The sequence below is a fragment of the Lentzea sp. NBC_00516 genome, assembly GCF_036346835.1.
In the GTDB taxonomy this organism is placed as follows: domain Bacteria; phylum Actinomycetota; class Actinomycetes; order Mycobacteriales; family Pseudonocardiaceae; genus Lentzea; species Lentzea sokolovensis.
In genome coordinates, this window is sequence record NZ_CP107840.1 from 7,480,053 (window position 1) to 7,499,409 (window position 19,357).

Sequence of the window (19,357 nt, forward strand, 5' to 3'; positions counted from 1 at the left end):
CGCAAGAGCGACATCAAGGTTTACACGAGAGCAACATGTCCAACCACGCGGATGAGAGGCGGGGATCACAGTGTCGGTGAAGGTGTGGGTGGCGGTGGCGACGGCGTTGCTCGCCGTCCTGCTCGTGCCGCCGCTGCTGACGCCGGGTGCGGACAGCGGCGAGACGAGCCAGGTACGAGCGCTGCGGGTGCTGGTGCCGAACGCTCCTGGCGGCGGTTACGACATCACGGCTCGCACGGCGGCAAAGGCCATGGAGGACGCTGACCTGCTGCGCAACGCCGAGGTGTTCAACCTCCCCGGCGCGGGCGGCACGGTCGGACTCGGGCGCACGGTCGGTGAGCGCGGCAACGGCAAGCTGATCATGTCGATGGGTCTGGGCGTCGTGGGCGCGGTGTACACGAACAAGTCGCCGAACTCGCTGCTCGACACCACCCCGATCGCGAAGCTGATCGAGGAACCGGACATCGTCGTGGTCGCGAAGGACTCGCCGTACACGTCGATGCAACAACTCGTCGACGCCTGGAAGGCCAACCCCGGCACGGTGACGGTCGGCGGCGGTTCGGCTCCCGGCGGCCCCGACCACCTGGCGCCGATGCTGATCGCGAAGGCCGTGGGCCTGCAGCCCAAGACCGTCAACTACATCCCGTTCGACGGCGGCGGCGAGCTGCTCGCTTCGGTGCTCGGCGGCAAGGTCGCGTTCGGCGTCTCCGGCGTCGGCGAGTACCGCGACCAGATCCAGGCCGGCACGTTGCGCGTCCTCGCGGTGACGAGCAAGGACCGTATCCAGGGCATCGACGCGCCGACGTTGCAACAGTCCGGTGTGGACGTCGAGTTCACGAACTGGCGCGGCATCGTCGCTCCTCCTGACATCTCGGCGACCGACAAGGCGAAGCTGGTCGAGGTGTTCCAGAACCTCCAGAAGACGCCGCAGTGGCAGGAAGCGTTGCAGCGCAACGGCTGGACGGACGCCTTCGCGCCGGGAGACGAGTTCAGGACCTTCCTGGAGAACGAGAACAAGCGGGTGGCAACGGTGCTCAAGGACTTGGGGCTGGCATGACGACCGTGACGACGCCGGAGCGGAAGAACTGGCTCCGCGAACACTCCGAGCTGGGCATCTGCGCACTGCTGGTCGTGCTCGGCGTGCTGGTGCTCACCGACGCGCTGCGCATCCCCACGGACTTCGCCCAGCGCGGCCCCGTCGGCCCGAAGGCGGTGCCGATCCTGGTCGGCTCGCTGTTGCTGATCGTGGCCGCCCTGCTGGCCCGTGACGTGCTGCGCGGCGGCAAGGGCGAGGCAGAGGCCGGCGAGGACGTCGACCTGTCCGCACCCGCCGACTGGCGCACGGTTCTCCTGCTGTGCGGTGCTTTCCTCGCGAACGCCGCGCTGATCGGCGTGGTCGGGTTCCCGATCTCCGGCGCGATCCTGTTCTGGGGCGCGGCCTACGCGCTCGGCAGCCGCAATCTGGTGCGCGACCCGTTGATCGCGGCCGGTCTCTCGATCTTCACCTTCGTGGTGTTCAACAACCTGCTCGGTGTCCCGCTCCCCGGTGGCCCGTTGATGGAGGTGTTCTAGGTGGAACAACTGCTCGACGGCTTCGCGACCGCGCTGACGCCGACACACCTGCTGCTCGCCGCGATCGGCGTCCTCCTGGGCACCGCGATCGGCGTCCTGCCGGGCATCGGCCCGGCCATGGCGGTGGCCCTGCTGCTGCCCGTCACCTACGGCATGGAGCCGACCGGCGCGTTCATCATGTTCGCGGGCATCTACTACGGCGGCATGTTCGGCGGTTCGACCACGTCGATCCTGCTGAACACACCGGGTGAGAGCGCCGCGGTCGTGGCCGCGTTCGAAGGCAATCCCATGGCCCGCAAGGGACGTGGAGCGCAAGCGCTTGCCGCCGCCGCCATCGGCCACTTCACCGGCGGCATCATCGGCACGATCCTGATCGTCCTGCTGGCCCCGTTCGTCGCCAAGCACGCCGTCGACATCGGCGCACCCGACCTGTTCGCGATCATGGTGCTGGCGTTCATCGCCGTGACCTCGGTGCTCGGCGCCTCCCGGATCCGCGGCGTCGCCTCGTTGCTCATCGGCCTGACCTTGGGGTTGGTCGGCCTCGACGAGATGACCGGCCAGCAGCGCCTGACGTTCGGCTCGCTGCACCTGGCCGACGGCATCGACATCGTCATCGTCGCGGTGGCGCTCTTCGCGGTCGGCGAGGCCCTGTGGGTAGCGGCCCACCTGCGCCGCAAGCCGTTCGAACCGATCCCGGTCGGCCGCCCGTGGCTGTCCCGCGCCGACCTCAAGCGCACCTGGAAGCCGTGGCTGCGCGGCCCGCTCATCGGGTTCCCGTTCGGCGCGATCCCGGCCGGCGGCGCGGAGATCCCGACGTTCCTGTCGTACGTGACGGAGAAGCGGCTCTCCAAGCACAAGGACGAGTTCGGCAAGGGCGCCATCGAGGGCGTGGCGGGCCCGGAGTCCACGGCCTCCGCCTCCGCCGCGGGCACCCTGGTCACGATGCTCGCGCTCGGCCTCCCGACCACGGCGGTCGCGGCCGTCATGCTCGCGGCGTTCCAGCAGTACGGCATCCAGCCGGGCCCACTGCTGTTCCAACGCGAGTCCGGCCTGGTGTGGGCACTGATCGCGTCGCTGTTCATCGGCCTGACCCTGCTGCTGGTCCTGAACCTGCCGCTGGCACCGCTGTGGGCGAAGCTGCTGCGCATCCCCAGGCCGTACCTCTACGCGGGCATCCTGTTCTTCGCCTCGGTAGGCGCCTACGCGGTCAACGCGGACATCTTCGACCTGCTGCTGATGTTCGTGATCGGCCTGCTGGGCTTCGGCATGCGCCGCTACGGCCTGCCGGTGCTGCCCGCGATCATCGGCGTGATCCTCGGCCCGGCCGCGGAACAGCAGATGCGCCGCTCGCTGCAGCTCTCCGACGGCTCGCTGACCGGTCTGGTGAACAGCCCGATGGCGATCGTGGTCTACGCGATCATCGTGGTGATCCTGTTCTTCCCGCTGCTCAAGCGGTTCCTGCCGAAGCCGCCCGCCGCGGCGGAACCGGAACGCGAGAAGGTCGACGCCTGATCGCACGAGAAAGCCCCCGCTCTCCCGGCGGGGGCTTTCTCGTTTCTCCAGCTCAGCCGTGAGTCGGGAAGCCCAGGTTCACGCCGTGCTGCTGCGGCCACCGGGCCGTGACCGCCTTGGCGCGCGTGTAGAACTTCACGCCCTCAGCGCCGTGCACGTGCGTGTCGCCGAAGAGCGAGTCCTTCCATCCGCCGAACGAGTAGTAGGCCATCGGCACGGGGATCGGCACGTTGATGCCGACCATGCCGACGTGCACGCGTCGCTGGTACTCGCGGGCGGCGAGGCCGTCACCGGTGTAGATCGCGGTGCCGTTGCCATAAGGATTGGCGTTCACCAGTTCCAGGGCGTCCTCGAACGTGTCGGCGCGCACGACGGTCAGCACCGGCCCGAAGATCTCGTCGGTGTAGATGGTCATGTCGCGGGTGACGTGGTCGAACAACGTCGGCGCGAGCCAGAAGCCATCCGAGTGTCCTTCGGGTGCATAGCCGCGGCCGTCCACGACCAGCGAGGCACCGGCCGCCTCGCCCGCGTCCACATAGGACCGGACGCGGTCCCGGTGCACGCCGGTGACCAGTGGGCCCATCTGGGCGTCGGGGTCGGTGCCCGGCAGCACCGACGGGTGCAGGTCGCGGGTCCGCGAGGCGATCTTCGACACCAGTTCGTCGCCGGTCTCGCCCACGGCCACGACGACCGAGATCGCCATGCAACGCTCGCCGGCAGAGCCGTAGCCTGCGGAAACGGCGGCGTCGGCGGCCACGTCGAGGTCGGCGTCGGGCAGCACGACCATGTGGTTCTTGGCGCCGCCCAGGGCCTGCACGCGCTTGCCGGCCGCGGTGCCGCGCGAGTAGACGTGCCGCGCGATCGGGGTCGAGCCGACGAACGACGCCGCGGCGACGTCCGGGTGGTCCAGCAGCGCGTTGACCGCGAAGGCGTCGCCCTGCAGGACGTTCAGCACGCCGTCGGGCAGGCCGGCCTCCTTGAACAGTTCGGCCAGCCTCAAAGAAGCCGAGGGGTCGCGTTCGGAAGGCTTCAGCACGAAGGTGTTCCCGCAGGCGATGGCGATGGGGAACATCCACATCGGCACCATCACGGGGAAGTTGAAAGGCGTGATGCCCGCGACGACGCCCAACGGCTGCCGGAACGAGTACGCGTCGACCCCGCGCGAGACCTGCTCGGAGTGCTCGCCCTTCAGCAGTTGCGGTATGCCGCAAGCGAACTCGACGACCTCAAGGCCGCGCTGCACCTCGCCGGCCGCGTCGGACAGCACCTTGCCGTGCTCGGACGTGATGATCGCGGCGAGCTCGTCGCGGTGCGTGTGCAACAGGTGGCGGTACTCGAAGAGGATGCGCGACCGCGTCGACAGAGAAGACTCGGACCAGGACAGCGCGGCCTTCAAGGAAGAAGAGACGGCGAGGTCGACGTCAGCCTGCTCGGCCAGCACGACCTGCGCGGCGACGGAGCCTGTCGCGGGGTTGAAGATATCGGACTTGCGAGACGACACCCCCGTGGTGCGGGCGCCGTCGATCCAGTGGGGGATGGTGCTCAACGCGGTCCTCCTGGGGGAGCTGTCGTGCTGCGGACTACGAGCGAGGGATTGAGGAGATGGCGCACGGGTTCGATGCGCTCTTCACGAACGCGCTGCAGAAGCGCGTCAGCGGCCAACCGGCCGAACTCGGCACGGGGCTGGTCGATCGTGGTCAGCGAGACGTGGCGCAACGCTGCCAGTGAAGTGTTGTCGTATCCCACAACGGAAACATCGTCAGGAACGCGCAATCCGGCGTCTTCCAAGGCTGAGATGGCGCCGACGGCGTTGAAGTCGTTGCAGGACAGGATGGCCGTGGGCAAAGCATCGTCGTCGATCAACGAACGGATCGCGCGCGCTCCAGCCGCATCGGTGTATTCGGACGACACGACCTGCGGCACGAGCCCGTGGGCTTCCATCGCGGCGACGTATCCGCGCCGACGAGGTCCGGCCTGGGTTCCTTCGCCGCCGTCCAAATGCGCAATGCGCTTGTGTCCCAAAGAAACAAGGTGGTCAACGGCCAGTCGTGCGCCCTGCTCGCCGTCGTCGTTCACGGTATCCACAGTGGACACACGAGACGACCGGGCGACCAGCACCACGGGAAGTTGTTCGGCGGCCTTGCCGATCGCGGTCGCCGGTACGACAGGCGACAGCAGAATCAACCCGGCAGGGCGAAACGACAGCAGCGATTCCAGGGCACGGCGCTCACGGGCGGGCGAGCGGCCGCCGGTGTTGATGATGATGTCGAACCCCTGCTCGCGCGCCACCTCGTCGATGCCGTCCACGACCTCCGCGAAGAACGCGTTGTGCAGGTCGGACACCATCACGCCGAGCACCGTCGACGTGCGCGAGGCCAGCGATCGCGCCATGGCGTGCGGGGAGTACCCCAGTTCCTCCGCGGCCTTCAGCACAGCGCTGCGTCGCAACTCGCTCACCTTGGGTGAACCGCGCATCACCAGCGACACCAGTGCCCGGGACACCCCCGCCCGCAGAGCGACGTCTTCCATCGTCGGCCTGACCACTTCGCAACCACCTCCCCTCTTGACACCCTGTGGCCGAAGTTACAGGGTTAGAGCGCTCCAACCAATAGAGCGCTCTAACACATCTCGGCGATGAACAGGGGAAACCTGCGATGCGGATCGGAGTAGCGGGTGTCGGCAGGATCGGCACCATGCATGCGACCAACCTCGCCGCACTGGATCGAGTCGACGAGGTACTTCTCTTCGACCCGGTGCCCGGCAGGGCAGCGCAGGCGTCGGCCGAACTCGCCGGGACCAAGGCGGTGGACGACCTCGACACCCTCCTGGGCAACGTCGACGGCGTCCTGCTCGCCACCCCGACGAACACCCACCCCGAGATGCTCCGCGCGGCCATCGCGCAGGGCGTCCCCACGCTGTGCGAGAAGCCGATCGCGAGCGACGTCGCCGAGATGGCCGCGCTGATCGCGGACGTCGAGAAGTCCGGCGTCGAGGTGCTCGTCGGCTTCCAGCGCCGGTTCGACCCGGCCGTCTACGAGCTCCACCGCCGCATCCGCGCGGGCGAGGTCGGCGACATCTACCTGGTCAGGGCCGTCGGCAACGACGCGAACCCGCCGGACTTCTCCTACCTGCCCGCCTCCGGTGGCATCTTCCGCGACCTGCTGATCCACGACCTGGACTGCGTGCCGTGGCTGGTCGGCCAGCCCGTCGTGGAGGTCTACGCGAGCGGCTCGGTCCTGGTGCACCAGGCGTTCGCGGACGCCGACGACGTGGACAACGCCGTCGTGATGCTGAAGTTCGAGGGCGGCGCGCACGCCACGCTGGCCGGTGGACGGCACGACCCGGTCGGCTACGACCACCGCATCGAGGTGCTGGGCAGCAAGGACTCCCTGGTCGCGGGCGTCGACGCGCGCACACCGCTGAACTCGCTGGAGCCCGGCGGTCACGTGGCCGGACCGGACGCCTACCCCGGTTTCCCGGAGCGCTTCCACCGCGCGTACGTCAACGAGATGAACCTGTTCACGCAGGTCATCAAGGGCGAGGTCGCGAACCCGTCGCCGGCGCGAGAGAGTTTGATCAGCCTGCGCCTGGCCGAAGCTTGTGAGCAGTCGCGTCGCAGCGGCGCACCGGTGAGGATCGAGGGGAACTAGGCATGGCGAAGATCGCTGGGGCACCGATCTCCTGGGGCGTGTGCGAGGTGCCCGGATGGGGCAACGTGCTCCCGTCCGACACCGTGCTGAGCCAGATGCACTCGCTCGGGCTCACCGCCACCGAACTCGGCCCGCCCGACTACCTGCCGGCCGACCCCGAAGCGTTGAAAACCCTCCTGAGCAGCCACGACCTCACGCTGGTCGGCGGCTTCCTCGCGGTCACCCTGCACACCGACGTCCAGTCCACTCTGGACGAAGCCGGCCGGGTGGCCGCGATCCTGAAGGCCGGTGGCGCCGAGGTTCTGGTGCTCGCCGCCGCGACCGGGCTGGACGGCTACGACGAGACCCCGAAGCTCACCGACGACGAGTGGAACACCCTCGTCGCCACCTGCGCGAAGATCCGTGAGATCGCCGCCGGGCACGGCCTCGAAACCGTGCTGCATCCGCACGTGGGCACCCACGTCGAGCGGGAGGCGGAGGTCGACAGGTTCCTCGCGGACTCCGATCTCCAGCTCTGCCTGGACACCGGCCACCTCCTCATCGGTGGCACGGACCCGGTCGAACTGGCGCGCCGCTACCCGGACCGGATCGGTCACGTGCACCTCAAGGACGTGCGTGACGAGATCGCGGCGAAGGTGCGCAGCGGCGAACTCAGTTACACAGATGCCGTGGAACAGGGCATCTACGTGCCGCTCGGGGACGGCGACGTGGACGTGGAAGCGCTGGTGAAGCTCGTTCAAGAGGCGGGCTACACCGGCTGGTTCGTCCTGGAGCAGGACACCCAGCTCAAGGACGGAAGTCCAGTGGACAAGCCACTGAAGGACACCGGGCGCAGTCTCGCGCACCTCAGCAAGATCCTCTGAAGGGACTGGAGACGATGAAGTCTCGTCTGGTCATCCGCGCGGGCGTTGCTCTCGCCGGTGTTGCTCTACTCGCCGCCTGCAGCGGTCCCACGGGAACCAACACCTCAAACACGCAGAACAACAGCGCACCGGCCACCGGGGACCTCAAGGTCGCCGTCATCACGCACGGCACCGCGGGTGACGCGTTCTGGAGCGTCGTGAAGGTCGGTGCCGAGGACGCGGGCAAGCAGCTCGGCGTCGGCGTCACCTACAACTCCGACGGCGACCCCGGCGCCCAGGCCAAGCTGATCGACAACGCCGTGTCGCAGAAGGTCGGCGGCATCGTGGTGTCGATGGCGAACCCGGACGCGCTCAAGACCTCCATCGAGAACGCGGTGAAGGCCGGCATCCCGGTCATCACGATCAACTCCGGCAGCGCGAAGAGCGCGGAGTTCGGTGCCATGGCGCACGTCGGCCAGGAGGAGTCGATCGCCGGTGAGGAAGCCGGCAAGAAGCTCAAGGCCGCGGGCAAGACCAAGCTGCTCTGCGTGATCCACGAGGCCGGCAACTCGGGCCTCAACCAGCGCTGCGACGGTGCCCGCACCGGCTTCGGCGGCGCGGTGGAGAACCTCCAGGTCGACATCTCCAACCCGACCGACATCGAGGCCCGCATCAAGGCCAAGCTGCAGTCCGACACCGCCGTCGACGGTGTGCTGGCGCTCAACCCGCAGGTCGCCGTGAACGCGGCCTCCGCGATCAAGGGCGCGGGCTCGAAGGCGCAGGTCGCGACGTTCGACCTGAACGCCGACGTGGTCAGCTCCATCAAGGCGGGCGAGGTGCTGTTCGCCGTCGACCAGCAGCAGTACCAGCAGGGCTACCTGCCGATCGTGATGCTGAAGCTCTTCAAGGACAACGCCAACACCCTCGGTGGCGGCAAGCCCGTCCTCACCGGTCCCGGCTTCGTCGACAAGTCCAATGTGGACAAGGTCGCGGAGTACGCCAAGAACGGCAAGAGGTAAGGGAGAGGCGGGGAGATGACCGTGACGGCCACAGCTCCACCGGCTGCAGACGAACGGCTGAGCAAACCCAGGGCGATGGATCAGCTGATCAAACGCCCGGAGATCGGCGCCATGCTCGGCGCACTGCTCGTGTTCCTGTTCTTCTCCGTGGTCACCGAGCAGTTCCTGAGCGTGGGTGGTGCGGCCACCTGGCTGGACGACGCCTCCATGCTCGGCATCATGGCGGTCGCGGTGGCGATGCTCATGATCGGTGGCGAGTTCGACCTGTCCGCCGGTGTCATGACCGCGTCCACCGCGCTCGTCACGGCTCTCCTCGCCACCCAGCTGGGACTCAACGTCTGGCTGGCGTTGTTGGTGTCGCTCGCCTTCGCACTGGCGGTGGGCGCGCTGAACGGCTGGCTCGTGATGCGCACGGGCCTGCCGAGCTTCATCGTGACGCTGGGCAGTTTCCTGGCGTTGCAGGGCCTCAACCTCGGCATCACGCGCCTGGTGACGGGCAGCGTGCAGGTGTCGGGCATGCGGGAGGCCGCCGGCTACGAGTCGGCGGGGTTCCTGTTCGCCTCGACGTTCCAGATCGGCGGACAGAGCTTCTACGTGTCCATCATCTGGTGGGTCCTGTTCACCGTGATCGCGTCAACGGTGTTGATGCGCACCAAGTTCGGCAACTGGATCTTCGCGATCGGCGGTGCCGCGGTGAGCTCACGCGCGGTCGGTGTGCCGGTCGTGCGGTCGAAGATCCTGCTGTTCATGACGACGGCGTTCGCCGCGTGGCTCGTGGGCTCGATCAACATCCTGCGGTACGCGAGCGTGCAGGCGAACCAGGGCATCGGCCTCGAGTTCCAGTACATCATCGCGGCGGTGATCGGCGGGTGCCTGCTCACCGGTGGCTTCGGTTCCGCGGTGGGTGCGGCGATCGGCGCGCTGATCTTCGGCATGGCCCGGCAGGGCATCGTCTACGCAGGGTGGAACAGCGACTGGTTCCAGCTGTTCCTCGGCGTGATGCTGCTGGCCGCGGTGCTGGTGAACAACATGCTGCGCCGCCGAGCGGAAAGGGTCAGGCGATGACGTCCCTCATCGAGACCGAGAACATCGGCAAGACCTACGGCAGCGTCATCGCGCTCAGCGATGTGTCCACTGTGGTCAACGCGGGTGAGGTCACCTGCGTGCTCGGCGACAACGGCGCCGGCAAGTCGACCCTGATCAAGATCCTGGCCGGTGTCCATCAGCACGACCAGGGCTCGTTCAAGGTCGAGGGCGAGGAGATCCGCTTCTCGTCGCCCCGCGAGGCCCTGGACCACGGCATCGCGACCGTGTACCAGGACCTCGCCGTGGTGCCGCTGATGTCGGTGTGGCGCAACTTCTTCCTGGGGTCGGAGCCGACCACGAAGTTCGGTTTCCTGGACCGCAAGAAGGGCAAGGAGATCACCAAGAAGGCGTTGTCCGACATGGGCATCGACCTTCGCGACGTGGAACAGCCGGTCGGCACGTTGTCGGGCGGCGAACGGCAGTGCGTCGCCATCGCCCGCGCCGTGCACTTCGGCGCCAAGGTGCTGATCCTGGACGAACCGACGGCCGCGTTGGGCGTGAAGCAGGCCGGAGTGGTGCTGAAGTACGTGGCCCAGGCACGTGATCGTGGCCTCGGCGTCGTGCTGATCACCCACAACCCGCACCACGCCTACCCGGTCGCCACCCGGTTCCTGCTGCTCAAGCGCGGCCGTGCGCTGGGCAGCTACGAGAAGAACGAGATCGACATCAACGAGCTGACGCGCCAGATGGCCGGCGGTGCCGAGCTGGAAGCGCTGGAGCACGAGCTGCGGGGTGCCGAGGCGTGACGTCTCTCGAAGTGCTGACCGTGGGCCGGGTCGGGGTGGATCTGTACCCGGAGCAGTCCGGGGTGCCGCTGGCCCAGGTCAGCACGTTCGCCAAGTCGCTCGGCGGGACCGCGACCAACGTCGCGGTCGCCGCCGCGCGGCTCGGCCGTCGTGCCGGTGTGCTCACCAAGGTCGGACCGGACGGCTTCGGCACCTACGTTCGTGAGGCGCTGGAAGGCTTCGGGGTGTCGTCGAAGTACGTCGGCACCTCGCCGGACCTGCTGACACCGGTGGTGTTCTGCGAGCTCAACCCGCCCGCCGACCCGCCGTTGCTGTTCTACCGCTTGCCGACCGCGCCGGACATGACGCTGGGCGAGGACGACGTGCCGTGGACGCTCACGCGCGAAGTCCCGTTGTTGTGGGTCACCGGCACGGGCGTTTCCGCCGAACCCGCACGTGCTTCGCAGCGGATGATGCTGGCGAACCGCGCCCGGCACGGGCACACGGTGCTGGACCTGGACTACCGGCCGATGTTCTGGCCCGACGTCGAGACCGCGCGTGCCGAGATCAGCTGGATGCTCGACCACGTCACGGTCGCCGTGGGCAACCGGACCGAGTGCGAGATCGCGGTCGGCACGTCCGACCCCGACGAGGCCGCCGATCGGCTGCTGGCACGCGGAATCTCGTTGGCGCTGGTCAAGAAGGGCGCCGAGGGCGTTCTCGTGGCCACGCCGGAAGGTCGCTGGACGGTCGAGCCGAACCCGGTCGAGGTCGTCTGCGGGCTCGGCGCCGGTGACGCGTTCGGCGGTTCGGTCGTGCACGGCCTGCTGTCGGGCTGGGACCCGGTGAAGATCGCCCGCTACGCCAACGCGGCCGGCGCGATCGTCGCCTCCCGGCTGGCCTGCGCCGACGCCATGCCCGACCAGGAAGAGATCGAGGAACTGCTGTGATCACCGACGGCCAGTGGCGCGAACTGTTGTGGCGGCGGGCCGAGGATCCCGGCTCGATCAGGCGGGCCTACCAGGCGCGCAAGCGGCGCAACTCGTTGCTGAACGGCAAGTCCACGCTGTTCCTGGTCGCGGCGGACCACCCGGCGCGTGGTGCGCTGGGCGTCGGCGGCGACCCGATGGCGATGGCCGATCGGCGCTCGCTGCTGGCCCGGTTGCTGACGGCGCTGGCGAACCCCGACGTCGACGGGGTGCTCGGCACGCCGGACGTGATCGAGGATCTCCTTCTGCTGGACGGCCTGAACGACCGAGTGGTCATCGGCTCGATGAACCGCGGCGGCCTCGCCGGTGCGGACTGGGAGATCGACGACAGGTTCACCGCCTACGACGCGTCGTCCATCGCGACGTTCGGGCTCGACGGCGGCAAGATGCTGCTGCGGCTGGTCGACTCGGATCCCGGCACGATCCCGACGCTGGAAGGCTGCGCGCGGGCCGTCACGGAACTCGCCGAGCACGGCCTGATGGCGATGGTCGAACCGCTGCCGTACAAACGTGACCACAACGACAAACTGGTGCTGCAGAAGGATTCCGCGGCGCTGTCCCGCGCGTCGGCCGTGGCTGCCGGGCTGGGCTCGACCTCCGCCTACACCTGGCTGAAGCTGCCCGCGCCGGAAGAGCCGGAGATCGTGCTGGACACCACCGCGTTGCCCGCGCTGGTGCTCGGCGGTGTGCCGTCCGCGAACCCTCAGGACGATCTCGCGTCGTGGGGCCGATCGCTGGGCCACCCGACCGTGCGCGGCCTGGTCGTCGGCCGGGCGTTGCTCTACCCGCCGGACGGCGATGTCGCTTCCGCCGTCGCCGCCGCAGCCGAAATCCTCCGTACCGCGAAGGGAGTCACGGAATGACCCTGCACCGTCCACACGGGACTCTGTCGACCTCCGACGACGTCATCCACCTGACGCCGGAGGACGCGAGCTGGACGTACACCGGTCTGCGCGTGCTGCGGATCGAGGCCGGCTGGGTGCGCACGATCGAGACCGGCGAGTTCGAGGCGTTCGTGCTGCCGCTCGCCGGGTCGCTGACGGTCGAGGTCGACGACGAGCGGTACGAGCTGCAGGGCCGTGAGTCGGTCTTCACCCGCGTCACGGACTTCGCGTACGTGCCGCGCGACGCCTCGGTCAAGCTGTCCTCTGTGGACGGATGCGAGGTCGCGCTCCCGATGGCGCGCTGCGAGAACCGCCTGACGCCGAAGTACGGACCGGCCGACGGCGTTCCCGTCGAGGTGCGCGGCTCCGGCAACGCGACCCGCCAGGTCACGAACTTCGGCGTGCCGGGTGTGTGGGACCACGCGGACAAGCTCAACGCGTGCGAGCTGATCACCCCGGACGGCAACTGGTCCTCGTACCCGCCGCACAAGCACGACGAGTCCGAGCCGTGCGAGGTGAACAACGAGGAGATCTACTACTTCCGCATCGCCGACCGGGACCAGGTCACCCCGTCCCGCACCGGCTTCGGTTTCCACCGCACGTACACCGACGACGGCACGATCGACGAGGACGTGACCGTGCGGGACGGCGACGTCTTCCTGATCCCGCGCGGCTATCACGGTCCGTGCGTGGCAGCGCCGGGATATCCCATGTACTACCTGAACGTCCTGGCCGGTCCCGGCGACGAGCGGTCGATGGCGTTCTGCGACGACCCGGCGCACACCTGGATCCGGGACAGCTGGGCGACGCAGGAACTCGATCCTCGTTGTCCCGTCACGACTGCCGAAGGGCGGGTCAAGTGAAGCTCACGACAGCGCAGGCACTGGTCCGCTGGATGCTGGCCCAGCGCACCGAACTCTTCGACGGCACGCAGGCACCGCTGTTCCCCGGCGTGTTCGCGATCTTCGGCCACGGCAACGTCCTCGGTCTCGGCAACGCCCTGGAGGAGGTCCGCGACCGGATCCCGGTGTGGCGCGGGCACAACGAGCAGGGCATGGCCCTCGCCGCCGTCGGCATCGGCAAGGCCACCCACCGCCGTCAGGTGGGAGTCGCCACGTCGTCGATCGGCCCCGGCGCCCTGAACATGATCACCGCTGCGGGCGTCGCCCACGCCAACCGCCTGCCACTCCTGCTCCTGCCGGGCGACACCTTCACCGGCCGTGCACCGGATCCCGTTCTCCAGCAGGTCGAGCACTTCCACGACCCGACGGCCACGGTCAACGACGCGTTCCGCGCGGTCAGTCGCTACTTCGACCGGATCACCCGCCCGGAACAGCTGCTCTCCACGTTGCCCCAGGTGGCGCGCGTCCTGACCGACCCTGCCGACTGCGGCCCGGTGACTCTGGCGCTACCGCAGGACGTCCAGGCCGAGTCCTACGACTTCCCCGACGCGCTGTTCGCCCCCGTCGTGCATCGCCCGCTGCGCCAACGCCCCGACCTGCTCGCGCTGGCTGAGGCCGCGTCGGCAATCCGCGAATCCTCCCGTCCGCTGCTGGTCCTGGGCGGCGGCGTCCGCTACTCCGGTGCGGCAGGCCGAGCCCTGCGGTTCGCCGAACAGCACAACATCCCGGTCGTGGAGACCACGGCCGGGAGGACGCTGATCCCGCACGAGCACCCGCTGCACGCTGGCCCGCTGGGCATCACCGGCTCGACCTCGGCCAACGTCCTGGCAGGCGAGGCAGACCTGGTCATCGCCGTGGGCACCCGCCTGCAGGACTTCACCACCGCGTCCTGGACCGTCTTCTCCCCGGACGCCCACCTGCTCTCCCTGAACGCGGCCCGCTTCGACGCCGTGAAGCACGGCTCGTTCGCCCTGGTCGCCGACGCCGACGAGGGCCTGCGTGAACTCACCGACGTCCTGGGTTCCTGGCAGGCTCCTGCGGACTGGTCAGGCCGCGCCCAGACCGAACGCACGAAGTGGGACGCCCACATCACCTCGCTGCGCACACCGTCCACCGCTCTCCCGACGTACGCCCAGGTCGTCGGCGTCGTGAACGACGTCAGCGAGCCCACCGACTACGTCATGACGGCGTCCGGCGGCCTCCCCGGCGAACTGATCGGCGGCTGGCGCGCCACCGGCGAGTCCACAATGGACGTCGAGTACGGCTTCTCCTGCATGGGCTACGAACTGGCCGGCGCCTGGGGAGCCGCGATCGCGCACACCCAGGGCGTCGTCACGACACTGCTAGGCGACGGCTCGTACCTGATGCTGAACTCCGAACTCTTCTCGGCGGCCTTCGCGGGCCACGGCTTCGTGGCCGTCGTCTGCGACAACGACGGCTACGCCGTGATCCACCGCCTGCAGACGGGCCAGGGCGGCGCGGGCTTCAACAACCTCTACGCCGACTGCACGACCGGCCACTCCGAACCCCCGCGCACCGACTTCGCCGCCCACGCCGCGGCGATGGGCTGCGCGGTCTTCCCCGCCGACTCGCTGGTCGATCTGGAAGGCGCTTACCGCAAGGCCCGCGAGGTGGCCGTCTCCGAGAAGCGGCCGGCCGTGGTCGTGATCCGCACGCACCCGTCGTCGTGGACCGAGGCCGGGGCCTGGTGGGAGGTCGGCGTGCCGGAGGTCTCACACCGGTCCGAGATCGCCCTGGCCCGCGAAGAAGTGCTGGAGGGCAAGTCCAAACAGGTCCGTTATCTGAGCTGAACTCCAACAGCGGATACCGCTGGACGGATGCGATCACGAGGATGACCCTCCGTGAGCAAGCGGATGTTCAGGCTCGGCGCGTTCGCCCTGGTCGCACTCGGCGTCGTCCTGGTGCTGCCGCAGACCGCTCCACGATCGGCGTCGCTGCTGCTCCTCGGCGGGGTGCTGATCGTCGCGGGTGGTGCGCTGGGCTGGTATCAGGTCAGGGACGGCCAGGTCGTCGACCGGTACCGGCTCGCCGTCGAGCATCTCGGCAGTGACCAGGCCGAGGTCAGGCTCGGCGGCCTCGGCACGCTGGAACAGATCGCGAAGGACTCGCCGAAGAGCCGGCAACTCGTGGACGACACCCTCGGGGACTTCCTGCGCGAGCGATCTCCCTGGACGGCCGCGGAGCCGTCGGGCCCCGTCGTCAGGAGCCCGGACGTCGAGACGGCTCTGGCGATCCTCTTCCGGCCGCCCGGTGCGCAGGTCGACCTGTCCCACGTCGATCTGCGCGGCGCCGACCTGGGCAAGCAGGTGCTCGCGGGAGCGGTGTTCCGCCGGTCGAACCTCGCCGGCACCCGGTTGCTCGGAGCGTGCCTGGACGGAGCTGTCCTCGACGCCACGGACCTTCGTGACGCGGACCTGCGAGGAGCCTCCCTGCGCGAGGCGTCGCTGCGGGTCGCCTGCCTCGAAGGCGCCGACCTCCGCGCCGCCGATCTCACGGACGCGGACCTGCGCGGCGCGGACATGCGCGCCGTCAACCTGGACAAGGCCGTCCTGACCGGGGCCAGGGTCAACCGGGGGACGCTGTGGCCGCCCGACTTCACTCCCGCCCGTGTCTCTGCGTCGCTGTTCAGTGACTGAGATGCCTCACATCCGGGAACAACACGCCGGCCCTCACCCCTTGAACGATTTGTAGCCTATGAAACGTTCTGAGGGAGCTTCCCGTGAGCTTGCTGTTCTCCCCGCTGACCCTGCGCTCGGTCACCCTGCCCAACCGCATCGCGGTCAGCCCGATGTGCCAGTACTCGGTGACGAAGGAAGACGGCGTGCCGACCGAGTGGCATCTCGTCCACCTGGGCTCCCGCGCCGTCGGCGGCGCCGGGCTGGTCATCGCCGAGGCCACCGCCGTCGAGCCGCGCGGCCGGATCTCGCCGCAGGACGTCGGCATCTGGAACGACGAGCAGGTCGAGGCCTGGAAGCGGATCACCGCGTTCATCAAGGAGCACGGCTCGGTGCCCGGCATCCAGCTCGCGCACGCCGGCCGCAAGGCGATCGGTGACTGGGTGCCGGTGGCGCCCACGACAGAGCCGTTCCCCGGCGGTAACACGCCCGAGAAGCTCGAGAACCACACTGGGATCGTGAAGGCGTTCGTCGACGGCGCGCTCAGGGCGATCGAGGCCGGTTTCGAGGTCCTGGAGATCCACGCGGCCCACGGCTACCTGCTGCACGAGTTCTACTCGCCGCTGACGAACGAGGGCAGCATCGAGGAACGCATCGCCCCGGCCGTCGAGGTCACGGCTGCGGTGCGTGCGGCGGTCGGCCCGGAGGTGCCGGTGATCGTGAGGATCAGCGGCTCCGACTGGGTCGACAACGGCTGGACCGTCGACGACAGCGTTGTGCTGGCACAGGCGCTCAAGGCCGCGGGTGCGGACCTGATCGACGTGTCCAGCGGCGGCAACACCGCGCAGGCGGACATCCCGATCGGGCCCGGCTACCAGGTGCCGCTCGCCGAAGCGGTGCGACGCAAGGCAGACGTGCCCACGGGTGCGGTCGGCCTGATCACCGAAGCGAAGCAGGCCGAACAGATTCTGACGGACGGTTCCGCCGACCTGGTCCTTCTCGCGCGTGCACTGCTCCGCGACCCGTACTGGCCGCTGCACGCGGCACAGCAGCTGGGTGTGGAGATCCACGCGCCGAAGCAGTACGCCAGGGCGTTCTGAAAGAGCCCTCAGAGTTCAAGGGCTGGGCACCGGGGTGACCGGTTGCCCAACCCTTGAACTCCGAAGGCTGAATTCAGCGACGGTAATCGTCGTAGTCGTCGTACGGGTCATCGTGTGGCTCATCGCCACCACTACTCCCGTTCGGCAACCCTTCGTCAGTTGACAGCTCGCGCTGCAACGCAGCGAAGTCGGTCTCATGAGAGCTGTATTTGAGCTCCCTGGCGACCTTCGTCTGCTTGGCCTTAGCTCGGCCGCGCCCCATGGCTCGACCCCCTCGCACAGGGACGGGGGCGGCCGGGGGAACGGCGGCCCCACTCGTCTCGACAACTGATTCCTGGTAACTACCGTACCGTGCCGATGGGGTTCCTCGCGACGCGGTAGGCGTGACACGTACCGCCAAATCTTGTGGCCCCCCTCGCGTGGAAGGATGCACACGTGCCCAGACCGTTCGTCGCCTACCTACGGGTGTACGAACCGTTATCGGTATTGGACGCACCGCTAGCTTCCAAGGTCGAAAAAGCCCTGGAAGAGGGCCCTGTCCCCCGGTCGGAGGTAGGTGACCGGGAACGGGAGCTGTGGTTGCGATCACAGTTGGGACAAAAGCTCCTCCCGGGCGAGTCCTTCGACGTGATGACGATCAGTCCGGCCGAGGTTCCGACCTCCGAAGCGGCCCGTGTCGGCCCGGGGCCGCTCGTCTGTCCCCTTGATCTCCGGGCAAGGTCCGCCGCCGCTCTCGTGGGCTTCCTGGCCACCGCGCCGCCGATCCTGCAGGACGCGGCCCTCAACCTCTCGCCGGAGACGGTCCGGGCGCGCGCGTCCTCCGTGATGGCCGAACTCTCCGCGGGCGCGGTCCACGTGATCTCCACGACCTGGACGGTCCCGCTGCCGTGGTTCGCCCTCGTCGACCCCGCCCAGCGCCGCGTGGTGCTGGCCAGCGCCCAGGACGATCCGGAACGGCAGGTGTCGTGGCGCGTGGCGATGGCCGACGCCAGGCGACGGGTCGCGCGGGCGCTCAAGGTCGTGAAGGGCTCACTGGGTGAGGACGGGCCCGCCAAGATCCTCTCCGACACCGGCCGCTGGCTGGAGCACTTCCACCCGCACTCGGCCGTCGAGCTCGACTACGGCGGCCTGGTGCAGCTGCTGGAGGACAAGGACCTGCTGGAGGACACCTCCGCGGCCGACGTGAACGCCATCGTGGACGCCCTCGAAGCGGACGACGCCGAGGAGGTCGCGCTGCGCTACGAGACGCTGCGTGAGTTCTGGGGCGAGCTGGCCCGCAGAGAACGCCACGGCTGAATTAGTACCCGCGCGACCACGGCTGCCAGAGCCGCCAGCAGCATCGCCGCAGGCCAGGCCACGTGCACCGCGACGAAGCTCGCGACGAACGGGGTCACGGCCGCGCTCAGGTAGTTCGCCGAGTTCTGCATGCCGATCGCGGTGGCGCTGCGGCCTTCCGGAGCGAGCTCGCCTGCCTCGGTGACCGCCAGCCCGTTCCAGCACAGCGCGAACAGGCTGGTCGGGACGAGGACGGCGATCAGCAGCGGCAACGGCGCCTGGTCCAGCGCCGCGACCAGCACGAACCCGCCCGCCGTGACCACGGAGATGATCTTCAGTGGCCCGATCCGGCTGCGTGCCCGGTCCGACCACACGCCGACGACCAGCCGTCCGGCCCCGCCGAGCAACTGGGCGACGGCGAAGACGGCCGCGGCCGCCGTCACGCTCATGCCACGGTGTCCGTGCAGCAGAGGCACCAGCAGCGCCGTGGCGGTGAACTGGGGCACCACCAGCAGTCCGCTGGCGAGCGACAGCCGCAGCAGCTTCGGATCCTTGAGCACCAGCCCGTGCTCGGTGCTCGCCCGGATCGCGCCGGGCGGTTCCCTGACCAGCAGAGCCACCGCCAGCGCCACGAAGGCCGTCACGCCGGCGAGCGCGACGAACGCCGTGGGGATGCCGGCCGAGATCGCGATCCCTGGCAGGACGGCCGCAGTGAGGGCCGCGCCGAGCGGGGTCGCGGTCTGCCGGACGCCCATCGCGAGGCCGCGTGACTCCCGGCTGAACCAGGACATCACCGCCCGGCCGCTGGCCGCGTTGACGCTGGCCCCGAACAGCCCGGCGCCGAGCAGCGCGAGACCGGCGATCCACGCGTTGCCCAACGCCACGGAGAGCAGGCACGCGGCGGCACCCACGCCACCGATGGTCATCACGAGGCGTTCGCCGCGTCGGTCCGCGACGACTCCCCACGGCACGAGAGCGATCATCGTGCCCAGGTTGACCGCCCCGAGAAGTAGCCCGACCTGGGGCAACGTCAGTGAGAAGTGCTGCTGGAGCTGCGGGCTGATCGCGGGCAGGCCGAGGAACACGGCCGCGTTCGTGCCCTGAGCCAACGCCCCGACAGACAGCACGACCCAGCGATACCCCATGAGGGCACGCTAGGTCGACT

The 19,357-nt window shown here is 68.9% G+C and carries 19 protein-coding genes; 15 read left to right on the forward strand and 4 right to left on the reverse strand.

Annotation, left to right across the window (positions count from 1 at the left end; translation table 11 throughout):
• Positions 1-88 precede the first annotated feature (88 nt).
• Genes OG205_RS34265 through OG205_RS34275 form a run of 3 tightly spaced genes read left to right on the forward strand, consistent with a single transcriptional unit; the run spans position 89 to position 3,084 of the window.
• Complete coding sequence (locus OG205_RS34265; RefSeq protein ID WP_330278289.1) at positions 89-1,057, forward strand: Bug family tripartite tricarboxylate transporter substrate binding protein; 969 nt, start codon at positions 89-91, stop codon at positions 1,055-1,057.
• Positions 1,054-1,572, forward strand: a complete 519-nt coding sequence (locus tag OG205_RS34270; RefSeq protein WP_330272061.1) for a tripartite tricarboxylate transporter TctB family protein — start codon at positions 1,054-1,056, stop codon at positions 1,570-1,572. Before OG205_RS34265 ends, OG205_RS34270 begins: the two co-directional genes overlap by 4 nt.
• Positions 1,573-3,084: a tripartite tricarboxylate transporter permease gene (locus tag OG205_RS34275; protein WP_330272062.1), complete on the forward strand. Its 1,512-nt coding sequence runs from the start codon at positions 1,573-1,575 to the stop codon at positions 3,082-3,084.
• A gap of 52 nt (positions 3,085-3,136) precedes the next feature.
• On the opposite strand, the gene OG205_RS34280 is transcribed toward OG205_RS34275, so the two are convergent.
• Together OG205_RS34280 and OG205_RS34285 are read right to left on the reverse strand one after the other, a co-directional pair.
• Complete coding sequence (locus OG205_RS34280) at positions 3,137-4,630, reverse strand: CoA-acylating methylmalonate-semialdehyde dehydrogenase (RefSeq protein WP_330272063.1); 1,494 nt, start codon at positions 4,628-4,630, stop codon at positions 3,137-3,139.
• Positions 4,627-5,628: a LacI family DNA-binding transcriptional regulator gene (locus OG205_RS34285; RefSeq protein ID WP_330272064.1), complete on the reverse strand. Its 1,002-nt coding sequence runs from the start codon at positions 5,626-5,628 to the stop codon at positions 4,627-4,629. Before OG205_RS34285 ends, OG205_RS34280 begins: the two co-directional genes overlap by 4 nt.
• A gap of 110 nt (positions 5,629-5,738) precedes the next feature.
• Between OG205_RS34285 and OG205_RS34290 the strand changes: the two genes are divergently transcribed.
• From OG205_RS34290 to OG205_RS34340, 11 genes are all read left to right on the forward strand, one after another.
• Complete coding sequence (locus OG205_RS34290) at positions 5,739-6,734, forward strand: Gfo/Idh/MocA family protein (protein WP_330272065.1); 996 nt, start codon at positions 5,739-5,741, stop codon at positions 6,732-6,734.
• Positions 6,735-6,736: 2 nt separating this feature from the next.
• Positions 6,737-7,597, forward strand: a complete 861-nt coding sequence (locus OG205_RS34295; RefSeq protein ID WP_330272066.1) for a TIM barrel protein — start codon at positions 6,737-6,739, stop codon at positions 7,595-7,597.
• A gap of 14 nt (positions 7,598-7,611) precedes the next feature.
• Positions 7,612-8,595 (forward strand): sugar ABC transporter substrate-binding protein, encoded by a 984-nt coding sequence (locus tag OG205_RS34300; protein ID WP_330272067.1) that lies wholly within the window; start codon positions 7,612-7,614, stop codon positions 8,593-8,595.
• A gap of 75 nt (positions 8,596-8,670) precedes the next feature.
• Positions 8,671-9,660 carry an ABC transporter permease gene (locus OG205_RS34305; protein WP_406601805.1) on the forward strand — a complete coding sequence of 330 codons (990 nt, stop codon included), beginning with the start codon at positions 8,671-8,673 and terminating at the stop codon, positions 9,658-9,660.
• Positions 9,657-10,427, forward strand: a complete 771-nt coding sequence (locus OG205_RS34310; protein ID WP_330272068.1) for an ATP-binding cassette domain-containing protein — start codon at positions 9,657-9,659, stop codon at positions 10,425-10,427. The genes OG205_RS34305 and OG205_RS34310 overlap by 4 nt, the downstream gene beginning before the upstream one ends.
• The gene (gene iolC / locus OG205_RS34315) at positions 10,424-11,356 is read left to right on the forward strand and encodes a 5-dehydro-2-deoxygluconokinase (protein ID WP_330272069.1); all 933 of its coding nucleotides are present in this window, start codon (positions 10,424-10,426) and stop codon (positions 11,354-11,356) included. Before OG205_RS34310 ends, iolC begins: the two co-directional genes overlap by 4 nt.
• Positions 11,353-12,258: a Cgl0159 family (beta/alpha)8-fold protein gene (locus OG205_RS34320; RefSeq protein WP_319976660.1), complete on the forward strand. Its 906-nt coding sequence runs from the start codon at positions 11,353-11,355 to the stop codon at positions 12,256-12,258. Before iolC ends, OG205_RS34320 begins: the two co-directional genes overlap by 4 nt.
• Positions 12,255-13,142 carry a 5-deoxy-glucuronate isomerase gene (gene iolB, locus OG205_RS34325; protein WP_330272070.1) on the forward strand — a complete coding sequence of 296 codons (888 nt, stop codon included), beginning with the start codon at positions 12,255-12,257 and terminating at the stop codon, positions 13,140-13,142. Before OG205_RS34320 ends, iolB begins: the two co-directional genes overlap by 4 nt.
• Positions 13,139-14,992, forward strand: coding sequence for a 3D-(3,5/4)-trihydroxycyclohexane-1,2-dione acylhydrolase (decyclizing) (gene iolD / locus OG205_RS34330; RefSeq protein WP_330272071.1), 1,854 nt, complete (start codon positions 13,139-13,141; stop codon positions 14,990-14,992). The genes iolB and iolD overlap by 4 nt, the downstream gene beginning before the upstream one ends.
• 51 nt (positions 14,993-15,043) lie before the next feature.
• The gene (locus tag OG205_RS34335) at positions 15,044-15,838 is read left to right on the forward strand and encodes a pentapeptide repeat-containing protein (RefSeq protein WP_330272072.1); all 795 of its coding nucleotides are present in this window, start codon (positions 15,044-15,046) and stop codon (positions 15,836-15,838) included.
• A gap of 83 nt (positions 15,839-15,921) precedes the next feature.
• The gene (locus OG205_RS34340; protein WP_330272073.1) at positions 15,922-16,917 is read left to right on the forward strand and encodes an NADH:flavin oxidoreductase/NADH oxidase; all 996 of its coding nucleotides are present in this window, start codon (positions 15,922-15,924) and stop codon (positions 16,915-16,917) included.
• Between the two features lie 73 nt (positions 16,918-16,990).
• Here OG205_RS34340 and OG205_RS34345 read toward each other — a convergent pair whose 3' ends face one another.
• Complete coding sequence (locus OG205_RS34345) at positions 16,991-17,179, reverse strand: DUF3073 domain-containing protein (protein WP_330272074.1); 189 nt, start codon at positions 17,177-17,179, stop codon at positions 16,991-16,993.
• 173 nt (positions 17,180-17,352) lie between these two features.
• On the opposite strand from OG205_RS34345, the gene OG205_RS34350 reads away from it, so the two are divergent.
• Positions 17,353-18,213, forward strand: coding sequence for a hypothetical protein (locus OG205_RS34350; protein WP_330272075.1), 861 nt, complete (start codon positions 17,353-17,355; stop codon positions 18,211-18,213).
• Here the strand turns inward: OG205_RS34350 and OG205_RS34355 are convergent.
• Entirely contained in the window at positions 18,156-19,337 is a 1,182-nt protein-coding gene (locus OG205_RS34355; protein WP_330272076.1) for an MFS transporter, read from the reverse strand. The two genes, OG205_RS34350 and OG205_RS34355, sit on opposite strands and share 58 nt — an antisense overlap.
• Between the last annotated feature and the right edge of the window lie 20 nt (positions 19,338-19,357).

Coding starts and splice junctions, on each gene's coding strand:
- OG205_RS34345 (WP_330272074.1), bottom strand. CDS start 17,179: ATGGGGCGCGGCCGAGCTAAGGCCAAGCAGACGAAGGTCGCCAGGGAG.
- OG205_RS34295 (WP_330272066.1), top strand. CDS start 6,737: ATGGCGAAGATCGCTGGGGCACCGATCTCCTGGGGCGTGTGCGAGGTG.
- iolB (WP_330272070.1), top strand. CDS start 12,255: ATGACCCTGCACCGTCCACACGGGACTCTGTCGACCTCCGACGACGTC.
- OG205_RS34305 (WP_406601805.1), top strand. CDS start 8,671: ATGGATCAGCTGATCAAACGCCCGGAGATCGGCGCCATGCTCGGCGCA.
- OG205_RS34300 (WP_330272067.1), top strand. CDS start 7,612: ATGAAGTCTCGTCTGGTCATCCGCGCGGGCGTTGCTCTCGCCGGTGTT.
- OG205_RS34355 (WP_330272076.1), bottom strand. CDS start 19,337: ATGGGGTATCGCTGGGTCGTGCTGTCTGTCGGGGCGTTGGCTCAGGGC.
- OG205_RS34310 (WP_330272068.1), top strand. CDS start 9,657: ATGACGTCCCTCATCGAGACCGAGAACATCGGCAAGACCTACGGCAGC.
- OG205_RS34290 (WP_330272065.1), top strand. CDS start 5,739: ATGCGGATCGGAGTAGCGGGTGTCGGCAGGATCGGCACCATGCATGCG.
- OG205_RS34270 (WP_330272061.1), top strand. CDS start 1,054: ATGACGACCGTGACGACGCCGGAGCGGAAGAACTGGCTCCGCGAACAC.